The following is an 8,784-nucleotide window of genomic DNA, read 5'->3' as shown; positions in this document are numbered from 1 at the left end:
CGCCGCGCGCCGCGCTCGGCGGGCGTGGCGGGCCCGCCGGGCGCGGACCACGGCCCAGACGACGCCCGCGAGCCCGACGACGCCGAGCGCGACCGCGAGCGGCACGCTCTCCAGCAGCGTGCCGCCGGGCTGCAGCTCGCGCAAGACGTGCTCGGGCAGGGCCGGGTCGGTGTCCGGCGTGGGGAGGTCCGCGGTGCTCACGGCGTCCCTCAGGACCGTCGCTGCGGCTTGACGAACGGGAACGCGAGCGTCTCGCGGATCGACGCCCCGATGAGCATCATGTAGATCCGGTCGACGCCGAGCCCGAGACCTCCCGTGGGTGGCATGGCGAACTCGAGCGCCTCGAGGAATCCCTCGTCAACCTCCATCGCCTCCGGGTCCCCGGCGGCCGCGAGGAGCGACTGCTGCGTGAGGCGGTCGCGCTGGTCGACGGGGTCGATGAGCTCGGAGTACGCCGTGCCGAGCTCCGCCCCGAACGCCACGAGGTCCCACCGCTCGGCGAGGCGCGGGTCGCGGCGGTGCACGCGCGTGAGCGGCGACGTCTCGACCGGGAAGTCGGTGTAGAACGTCGGCTCGACGGTCTGCCCCTCGACGAGGCGGTCGTACATCTCGTTGACCACCGCGCCGTGCGTCTCGTCCTCCCCCACCTCGATGTCGTGCGCCGCGCACAGGCGGTGCAGCTCGCCCATCGGCGTGTCCGGGGTGACCTCCGCACCGACGGCGCGCGAGACGGCGTCGTGCACGGTGACGACCGGCCACTCGCCGTCGAGCCGCACGTCGGTGCCGTCGGGGCGCCGCGACACGGCGTCGCCGTGGACCGCGACCGCGGCCGCGACGACGAGCTCGCGCGTGAGGTGGCGCATGGTCGTGTAGTCGCCGAACGCCTGGTACGCCTCGAGCGACGTGAACTCGGGGTTGTGCGTCGCGTCCGCGCCCTCGTTGCGGAAGTTGCGCCCGAGCTCGAAGACCCGCTCCACCCCGCCGACGGCGAGCTGCTTGAGGAACAGCTCGGGCGCGATGCGCAGGTACAGGTCCATGTCGTACGCGTTGATGTGCGTACGGAACGGCCGCGCGTTCGCGCCGCCGTGGATGCGCTGGAGGATCGGCGTCTCGACCTCGATGAACGCCCGCTCGACGAGGGCCGTGCGCAGCGCGTGCACGGCGACCGAGCGCCCGCGCAGCGTCACGCTCGCCTTCGTGTCGAGCGCGAGGTCGACGTGGCGCAGACGCATGCGCGTCTCCGGGTCCGACAGCCCGCGGAACTTGTCCGGGGGCGCCTTGAGGCACTTGGACGCCATGACCCACGCGTCGGCGTGCACGGACAGCTCCCCGGTGCGGCTCCGCGCGACCCTCCCGGTCACGCTCACCTGGTCGGCCAGGTCGACCACGTGCCGCCACAGCGCGATGTCGGCCGCGCCGTCGGCGGTGAGCATGACCTGGCGCTCGACGTTCTCCTCGCGCAGCACCGCGAAGGACACGCCGCCGAGGTCGCGCAGGCGCACGACGCGCCCCGCGACGGACACCGTGTCGCCGAGCAGCATCTCGTCGACGTCGCGCAGGCGGTGGGTGCGCGGCACCGTGACGGGGTACGGCGGCATCCCCGCGGCCCGCAGGACGTCGAGCTTGGCGCGGCGCGCCCGCTCCTGGTCCGTGAGGCGCGGCGTCGGCACGTCGAGCGCGAGCAGCTCGTCCTCCTGCGCGCGCACCGCCGCCGCGAGCGCCGCGTCGCCCTCGGCCGCCGACGCCGTCGCCGCGCCCTGCGGCGACGTCCACAGGGGCACGAAGCCCTCCGCCTGCCCCGCGGCGAGGGTCACCGACGTGAGCTGCGCGGACGCGGCGTAGCAGAGGTACCGGGTGCGCCAGCGGGGCTCGTACTTCTGGTTCGACCGGTACAGGGAGTCGAGCTGCCACCAGCGCGACGCGACGAGGATGAGGCGGCGCAGGAGGCGCTGCAGGGGCGTCGCGGCCACGGACTCGCCCTGCTCGATGATCCCGCGGAACATCGCGAAGTTGAGGGACACGCGGTTTATGCCCGTGCCCGGTCCCTCGCTCGCGAGCGTGGTGACCATGAGCTCGGTGACCCCGGGGACGGCGTCGGGCGAGCGGCGCATGACGTCGAGCGAGACGCCCTTGCGGCCCCACGGCACGAAGGACAGGAGGCCCTGGACCTGGTCGTCGCGGTCGTGGGCCGTCACGACGAGAACGCGCGGGTCGCGCGGGCTGCCCAGACGCTCGAGCGCCATGGAGAAGCCGCGCTCCTCGCCGTGCCGCCACCGCTCGGCGGCCTGGGCGAGCTCGGCGAGCTCGGCGGGCGGGATCTCGCGCTGGCGGCGCATCCGGACGGTGTACCCCTCGCGCGACGGCCGCGCGACGGCGTGCCGCACGGGGCGCATCGAGGGCGCGGAGAGGTCGAACTCGCGCGTGTCGACAACCGCCTCGTCGCCCATGACGAGCACCGCGAGCCCCGCGTCGCGGTAGGCGCGCGCACCGCGCTCGCTCGCCGAGATCACGGCCGGCGCCCAGCCGTGGCGCCGGGCGTGGGCGAGGGTGCGCACGACGGCGTCGTCCCAGGAGGCGGGGTCGCCCACGGGGTCCCCGGCGGCGAGCAGCACCCCGCTGACGACCCGGTACGAGACGGCGGCCCGGCCGTCCGCGGAGAAGATCGCCGAGCGGTCGTCGCGCGTGGCGAAGTACTCGAGCGAGTCGTCGCTCGGGTGCTCGAGCAGCAGACGCCGCACGGCGAGCTCCTCGTCCCCGGCGCGGGCGACGTCGCGCGGGCCGGTGCGCAGGAAGACGACGACGGCCGCGAGGATCCCGAGGCCCGCGACGAGCCCGGCGACGAAGGCGAGCCACCCGGGTGCCCGCCCGTCGACGGCGAACGGCTCCTCGTGCGCCGACAGCCCGAGCGACGCGCTCAGCGCCCACGCGACCCTGTCCCGCTGCGTGTCGAGCGTCGACGGCACGACCTGCAGCAGCGCCGTGACGATCCCCGCGGCGAGCACGACGCCCAGGAGCGCGACGAGGGCCGCCGGGCCCCACGCGCCCCGCGCGATGCGCGCCGGGAAGGCGCGACGCGCCGCGACGAGCACGACGACGAGCACCGCGCCGACGAGCGCGGAGGCGTAGGTCGTCCAGCGCACGCCCTCGACGACCCCGGCCGTCGGGTCGACCCGGTCCAGGACGAGCGCGAGCAGGACGACGAGCACGGCGGGCAGCTGCCAGACGAGCACGACAAACCACAGCGCCGCCCGGCGCCGGCGCAGGAACCCGCTCGCCACGAGGCCGACGACCACGGCCGCGAAGAGGGACGGGTACGACGGCACGTTGGTGATCGACAGCACCTCGGCGACCGGCCGCTCGGAGTGGCGCGCGAGCGGCCGGAACAGCAGCGCGAGGACGAGCCAGACGGTGTAGAGCTGCAGCACGCGTGCGCCCCAGCGCGCGACGGCGTCCGTCCACGGCGGCGCGTGCGGCACCTCGGTGCCGTGCCGCCCTGCGGTCTGCGGGCCGGGCTGCGCGGCGGTCGCGGGCGTGCCCGCGTCCCGGACGGTCGTCGCCGTCTCCCTGGTGACCATCTCCGACCCCTTCCCCGGGACGGACGGATCGTCTCCCGCGGACGGCGGCAGACGGCCTGCGATCCTTCAGCCCGAAGGTACGCCCGCAGCCGCGGGAGCGCTCCCGGAGCCGCGGACGGGCGCTCCCCGCATGACAGCACGTCGCCCGTGATGGAAGAGTGGACGCGCCCGGTCCGGCACCGGGTCGTCGCGGACGACCTGCGGCGTCGCGGCGTCCGGCGCCCGCGGGCGCGACGGGGGAGGACCCATGAGCACGACGGCGACCGTCGTCACCTACGACGAGTTCGGGGGGCCCGAGGTCCTGCGCGTCACGACCGAGGAGGTCGCCGAGCCCGGCGCCGGCCAGGTGCGTGTCGCGAACCGCGTCGTCGGCGTGAACCCGGCGGACGTCAAGCGCCTCACGGGCGCGTTCGGCGGCTCGCTGCCGGGCGTCCTCGGCTTCGAGGCGGCGGGCATCGTCGACGCCGTGGGGCCCGACGTCGCGGACCTCGTCCCGGGGGACGCCGTCGTCTGGCACGGCACGGGCGCGCAGCGCGCGCTCTCCCTGGTCCGGGCCGACCGCGTGCGGCGCGTGCCGGAGAGGGTGGCGCCCGACCAGGCCGCCGTGCTGCCCGTCGCGGCCGCGACCGCGTTCTCGGCGCTCGTGCAGGCCGACGTCGGCGAGGGCGACGTCGTGCTGCTGCACGGCGCGAGCGGCGGCGTGGGGTCGGCGGCGGTGCAGGTGGCGCGGGCGCTCGGCGCGCGCGTCGTCGGCACGGCGTCGCCGGCGAACCACGACTACGTGCGCGGGCTGGGGGCGACCCCGGTGGCCTACGGCCCGGGGCTCGTCGAGACGGTCCGCGGACTGCCCGACGGCCTGGACCGGGTGAGCGTCGTCGTCGACCTCGTCGGGAGGCCGGAGACGGTCGCGGCGACGGCCGAGCTGCTCGGCGACGCCCTCACGGGACCTGACCCCGACGCGCCGCCGGCCGCGGTGACGATCGTGTCCTCCGAGGCGTCGCGTGCCGCGGGGATCGCGGACAAGGTGGACGCGAAGGGCGCGCTCGACGAGGTGGTCGCGCTGGCCGAGGACGGGCGCCTGCGCCTGGAGATCGCGCGCCGCTTCCCGCTCGAGGACGCCGCCGAGGCTGTGCGCCTCGTCGCGACGGGGCACGTGCGCGGCAAGGTCGTGCTCGACGTGCGGTGAGCCGCCCTCCGCGGCGGTCCACCCTTGTGACGCTGCGCACAACGCACCGCCCGGAGTGGCGGGATCTCGCCGTTCCCCCGGTCGCCGCAGGGCAATGTTCTTGCACCTCGCGTCGCCGTCGGTGTCAAATCGTTAGCATGCGTAAGTACCTCGCCGCTACCGCGGCGCTGACCAGTGCCCTCCTCCTGGCGTCCTGCGCCTCGACGACAGACCCGTCGAGCGACGACGCCACGACCCCCGCCGAGACCGCGACGACCGAGGCCGCCGGCCCGACGCCCACCGTCGTCGAGATCGTCCAGTCGTGCGCCGCGTTCTACGACGGCGCCGAGAACTCGCTCGCCACGCGCGTCGACGCGACCTTCCCGCTCACCACGCAGGAGGTCACCGAGGAGAGCGCGATCGAGCTCGCCACGACGCGCGACAAGATCGCCTCCGTCCAGCGCTTCGCCGACGTGGAGCTGCAGGAGAACCTCAACGGCATCAAGGCGCCGTTCGAGGCCGCGCTCTCGGACGTCGAGGTGACGACGGACGGCTTCCAGCCGGCGCTCGACGCCTTCCGCACCCAGTGCACGGACGCCGGGTACGCCTTCGCGTCCTGACCCCTCGCGCCGCGGTCCGAGCGCCCCGTCCCCGCCACGGGGGCGGGGCGTTCGCGCGTTCCGCGCCGCTGCCGGGATGCGACCGGCGGACGTCGCTGCCCACGATGGGACGGCACGGGCCCGCCCGGGCCCCGACGGAGGGCGAACGCACCATGGGGATCGACGACCTCAAGAACAAGGCCGGCGACGCGCTGAGCAGCGACAAGGGCGAGAAGGCGTCGGACACGGCGCTCGACAAGGGCGGCGACGCCGCCTCGCGCGCCACGGGCGGCAAGCACGACGAGCAGATCGACAAGGCCTCGGACCGCGCCGACCGGTCGGTCGGGAACGAGTAGCCGGCGACCGAACGCCGGCGCCGCGTGGCGCGTGCCGGCACGCGAACGGGGTCGGTGACGCGTCCTGCGGGACGCGTCACCGACCCCGTGGTCGGCGCGGCGGGTCAGCGGGCGGCGGCCGCCGCCGGCTCCTTGCGGTCCGCGGTGCCCGACGTCGCACCCGCCTCGGCGGTCGCCTCACCCTCGGGCGTGGTGTCGTCGTCGGCGAAGAGGTCCTCCGCCGAGGCCGACTCGTACTTCTCGACGTCGAGGATGCCCTCGCGCTTGGCGACGATCGTCGGCACGAGCGCCTGGCCCGCGACGTTCACCGCGGTGCGGCCCATGTCGAGGATCGGGTCGATCGCCAGCAGCAGGCCCACGCCGGCCAGCGGCAGGCCGAGCGTCGACAGCGTCAGGGTCAGCATGACGACGGCGCCGGTGAGGCCGGCGGTCGCGGCCGAGCCCACGACGGAGACGAACGCGATGAGCAGGTAGTCGGTGATCGACAGCTGCACGTCGAAGATCTCCGCGACGAAGATCGCCGAGATGGCCGGGTAGATCGAGGCGCAGCCGTCCATCTTCGTGGTCGCGGCCAGCGGCACGGCGAACGACGAGTACTCGCGCGGCACGCCGAGGTTGCGCTCCGTGACGCGCTCCGTCACGGGGAGCGTGCCGATCGACGAGCGGGAGACGAACGCGAGCTGGATGGCCGGCCACGCGCCGCGGAAGTAGCTCCCGATCTTCAGGCCGTTGGTGCGCAGCAGCACCGGGTAGACCACGAAGAGCACGAGCGCGAGGCCCACGTAGATCGCGGCGGCGAACCAGGCGAGCGAGCTCAGCGAGCTCCAGCCGTACGTGGCGATCGCGTTGCCGATGAGGCCGAGCGTGCCGAGCGGCGCGAGGCGGATGATCCACCACAGCACCTTCTGGATGATCGCGAGCGCCGAGCGGTTGAACGCGAGGAACGGGTCGGCCTTGGAGCCGGACTTGAGCGCCGCGATGCCGATGACCAGCGCGACGACGAGGATCTGCAGCACGTTGAAGCTCACCGACGTCTCGGCGGAGCCGGTGAGGGCGCCGTCGTCGGCCGTCTCCAGGCTCGTGCTCGCGCCGAGGCCGAGCACGTTGCCGGGGATGAGACCGGTGAGGAAGTCGAGCCACGAGCCCGTGCGGCCGGCCTCGGAGGCGTCGTCGAGCGAGACCGACGCGCGGTTGCCGGGCTGGAACAGCAGGCCCAGGCCGATGCCGACGGCGACGGAGATCGCCGCGGTGATGGCGAACCACAGCAGCGTCTGGCCGGCGAGGCGCGCCGCGTTGGTCACGGTCCGCAGGTTCGCGATCGAGGCGACGATCGCGGTGAAGATCAGCGGCGGGACGATCGCCTTGAGCAGGGTGACGAACGAGCTGCCGATGGTGGCGAGCGTCGTCGTCAGGCCGTTCGGCACGTCGTTCGCGGCGTCCTGCGGGCCCATCGCGAGGGCGATGCCGCCCAGCACGACGCCAAGAGCGAGGCCGATGAGGATCTGGACGCTGAACGACGGAAGGCGCCGGCGCTTCTTCGCGGGCGCCGACGACGCGTCGGCGGAGGAAGCCTGCGCGGCGGGCTTCGAGGGGGTCGAGGACACGGAGGGACCTTTCGGGTGACGTGCGGGTGCACGGGCGCACGGCGCGACCGCGCTCGGGAGGGAGCTCGGGCGTCGTCGTGACCGTCGCGCGTGTCGGCGCGAGGCGTCATCGGGACGACGCCTCGTGCTGACACGCGGGGAGCCGGGCCGCGGTGTCAGGACCACGCGTCGCTCGGGACGCGTGCGGTGCTGACAGGACGGGCGGGCGCGACGGGGCGGTCCGCGCGAGGGCGGACGCCGGGGTCAGCGACGACGAGGGGTCAGCGACACAGAGCGCTGGCGACTCGACGGAGGTCGACGTCGCGGCGCTCGGTGAGGTACCACGTGGGCACGCTGACGGACACGGTTCTCCCGATGGTCGCTGAGCGGATCGCTGGAGGTGCGGGCACGATCGTCGCCCGCGGCACCCGATCTTACCCAGGTGTCGTCAACACGGCGCCCTGCCGTCTCATTCCCCGGCGCACGTGCGAGCCGACGGCGGCGGCCTAGGGTCGGCAGGGACCGGCTCCCCCGCCCGCGACCCGGAGGTCTTGATGCGCAAGAAGGTCAGCGGCGCGGCCGTGGCCGCGACCGGCACCTGGACCGACCCCGACGGCGTGCGCATGCCCGCCGGGGAGGTGCACGCGTGGGAGCGGGGCACGAACCAGACGGTGTGCGGCCTGCAGCTCAGCCGTCAGGGCCTGGTGCGCTTCCCCCACGTCACGTGGACCGACGCGCAGCCCGCCACGGGCCGCGACGCGGACGCCGTGACGTCGGTGTGCCGCCGCTGCGCCGCGGGGACCGGCGCGCGGCGCGACGAGAAGCCGTGGCGGCGCGTCGACCCGCGGCCGTAGGCCGGGCGCGCGCCGCCCGCCGTCACCCTCTCAGCGGCGTGCCCGGCGCACGACTGCCCGCACCGCCCACACGCCCGCGCCGGCCGCGGCGAGCCACGGGCCGGCGACGATCACCGGGTCGAGCACCTGGTGCCGCACGTCCACGCGGCCGCGCCGCGAGCGGATGCCGTGGGCCTTCCCCTCGGAGAGCACGCCCGTCTCGGTGACCGGGTTGTCGGGCCGGGTCGTGGCGAAGGACCGCAGGTGGCTCTCCACCGCGTCCACGCGGTCGGCCGCGAGCAGGAGGAGCCAGTGCGCGGCACGGCCCTCGCTGAAGCGCCCGTAGGCCAGGCGGCGCACCGCGCCCGAGGCTCCGTGCAGCGGGGCCGACGTGCCGAAGACCGGCGGCAGCATCGCGTGCTCGATCGATCTCTCCCGTGGCGCCAGCTCGGGCTGGCGCTCGGGGAAGTCCCAGTGCGCGCCCGTCGCGGCGGGGTCGTAGACCTCGCGCGGGAACGACGGGCGGTCCTTCGGGTCGAGGTCGGCGCCCCAGCCCGGGATGCGTGCCCGCAGGGCCTCGGCGTCGACGGTCCGACGCGCGGGTCCGGCGACGTAGGGGGCGGCGGGCCCGTCGGTCTGCGCGGCGTGCCGCGGCTCGGTGTGCGTCATGGTT

9 protein-coding genes are annotated in these 8,784 nt (G+C 75.0%); 4 read left to right on the top strand and 5 right to left on the bottom strand.

Features of this window, described 5'->3' with window-relative positions; all coding sequences use genetic code 11:
- Both JZ5iCDA_RS04850 and lysX read right to left on the bottom strand, forming a co-directional pair.
- Window positions 1-201: hypothetical protein (locus JZ5iCDA_RS04850; RefSeq protein WP_139122960.1), on the bottom strand; the 201-nt coding region annotated here is incomplete at its 3' end.
- Between the two features lie 8 nt (window positions 202-209).
- Complete coding sequence (gene lysX, locus JZ5iCDA_RS04845; RefSeq protein ID WP_083259672.1) at window positions 210-3,575, bottom strand: bifunctional lysylphosphatidylglycerol synthetase/lysine--tRNA ligase LysX; 3,366 nt, start codon at window positions 3,573-3,575, stop codon at window positions 210-212.
- 247 nt (window positions 3,576-3,822) lie between these two features.
- Here lysX and JZ5iCDA_RS04840 point away from each other — a divergent pair, with 247 nt between their 5' ends.
- The 3 genes from JZ5iCDA_RS04840 (at window position 3,823) to JZ5iCDA_RS04830 (ending at window position 5,695) form a co-directional block, all read left to right on the top strand.
- Complete coding sequence (locus tag JZ5iCDA_RS04840; protein WP_069386125.1) at window positions 3,823-4,761, top strand: quinone oxidoreductase family protein; 939 nt, start codon at window positions 3,823-3,825, stop codon at window positions 4,759-4,761.
- Window positions 4,762-4,898: 137 nt separating this feature from the next.
- Complete coding sequence (locus tag JZ5iCDA_RS04835) at window positions 4,899-5,360, top strand: hypothetical protein (RefSeq protein ID WP_069386124.1); 462 nt, start codon at window positions 4,899-4,901, stop codon at window positions 5,358-5,360.
- Between the two features lie 152 nt (window positions 5,361-5,512).
- Window positions 5,513-5,695, top strand: coding sequence for an antitoxin (locus tag JZ5iCDA_RS04830; RefSeq protein WP_069386131.1), 183 nt, complete (start codon window positions 5,513-5,515; stop codon window positions 5,693-5,695).
- Window positions 5,696-5,799: 104 nt separating this feature from the next.
- Here JZ5iCDA_RS04830 and JZ5iCDA_RS04825 read toward each other — a convergent pair whose 3' ends face one another.
- Window positions 5,800-7,299 (bottom strand): dicarboxylate/amino acid:cation symporter, encoded by a 1,500-nt coding sequence (locus JZ5iCDA_RS04825; protein ID WP_069386123.1) that lies wholly within the window; start codon window positions 7,297-7,299, stop codon window positions 5,800-5,802.
- Window positions 7,300-7,559: 260 nt separating this feature from the next.
- A complete protein-coding gene (locus JZ5iCDA_RS19980; protein WP_366246654.1) occupies window positions 7,560-7,631 on the bottom strand; it encodes a putative leader peptide in 72 nt (23 codons plus the stop codon).
- Window positions 7,632-7,832: 201 nt separating this feature from the next.
- Here JZ5iCDA_RS19980 and JZ5iCDA_RS04820 point away from each other — a divergent pair, with 201 nt between their 5' ends.
- Entirely contained in the window at window positions 7,833-8,132 is a 300-nt protein-coding gene (locus JZ5iCDA_RS04820) for a hypothetical protein (RefSeq protein ID WP_069386122.1), read from the top strand.
- A gap of 30 nt (window positions 8,133-8,162) precedes the next feature.
- Here JZ5iCDA_RS04820 and JZ5iCDA_RS04815 read toward each other — a convergent pair whose 3' ends face one another.
- On the bottom strand, window positions 8,163-8,780 hold the full coding sequence (locus JZ5iCDA_RS04815) for a hypothetical protein (RefSeq protein ID WP_253181960.1): 618 nt from the start codon (window positions 8,778-8,780) through the stop codon (window positions 8,163-8,165).
- Window positions 8,781-8,784: the final 4 nt, after the last annotated feature.

It is taken from the genome of Cellulosimicrobium cellulans (assembly GCF_001722485.1).
Lineage (GTDB): Bacteria > Actinomycetota > Actinomycetes > Actinomycetales > Cellulomonadaceae > Cellulosimicrobium > Cellulosimicrobium cellulans_A.
The sequence above is the reverse complement of the archived record's forward strand: the minus strand, read 5'-3'. Positions and strand labels throughout refer to the sequence as shown.

What these genes read in the sequence shown, in the direction of transcription:
- lysX (WP_083259672.1), bottom strand. Translation starts at nt 3,575, where the DNA reads ATGGTCACCAGGGAGACGGCGACGACCGTCCGGGACGCGGGCACGCCC.
- JZ5iCDA_RS04840 (WP_069386125.1), top strand. Translation starts at nt 3,823, where the DNA reads ATGAGCACGACGGCGACCGTCGTCACCTACGACGAGTTCGGGGGGCCC.
- JZ5iCDA_RS04835 (WP_069386124.1), top strand. Translation starts at nt 4,899, where the DNA reads ATGCGTAAGTACCTCGCCGCTACCGCGGCGCTGACCAGTGCCCTCCTC.
- JZ5iCDA_RS04830 (WP_069386131.1), top strand. Translation starts at nt 5,513, where the DNA reads ATGGGGATCGACGACCTCAAGAACAAGGCCGGCGACGCGCTGAGCAGC.
- JZ5iCDA_RS04820 (WP_069386122.1), top strand. Translation starts at nt 7,833, where the DNA reads ATGCGCAAGAAGGTCAGCGGCGCGGCCGTGGCCGCGACCGGCACCTGG.
- JZ5iCDA_RS04815 (WP_253181960.1), bottom strand. Translation starts at nt 8,780, where the DNA reads ATGACGCACACCGAGCCGCGGCACGCCGCGCAGACCGACGGGCCCGCC.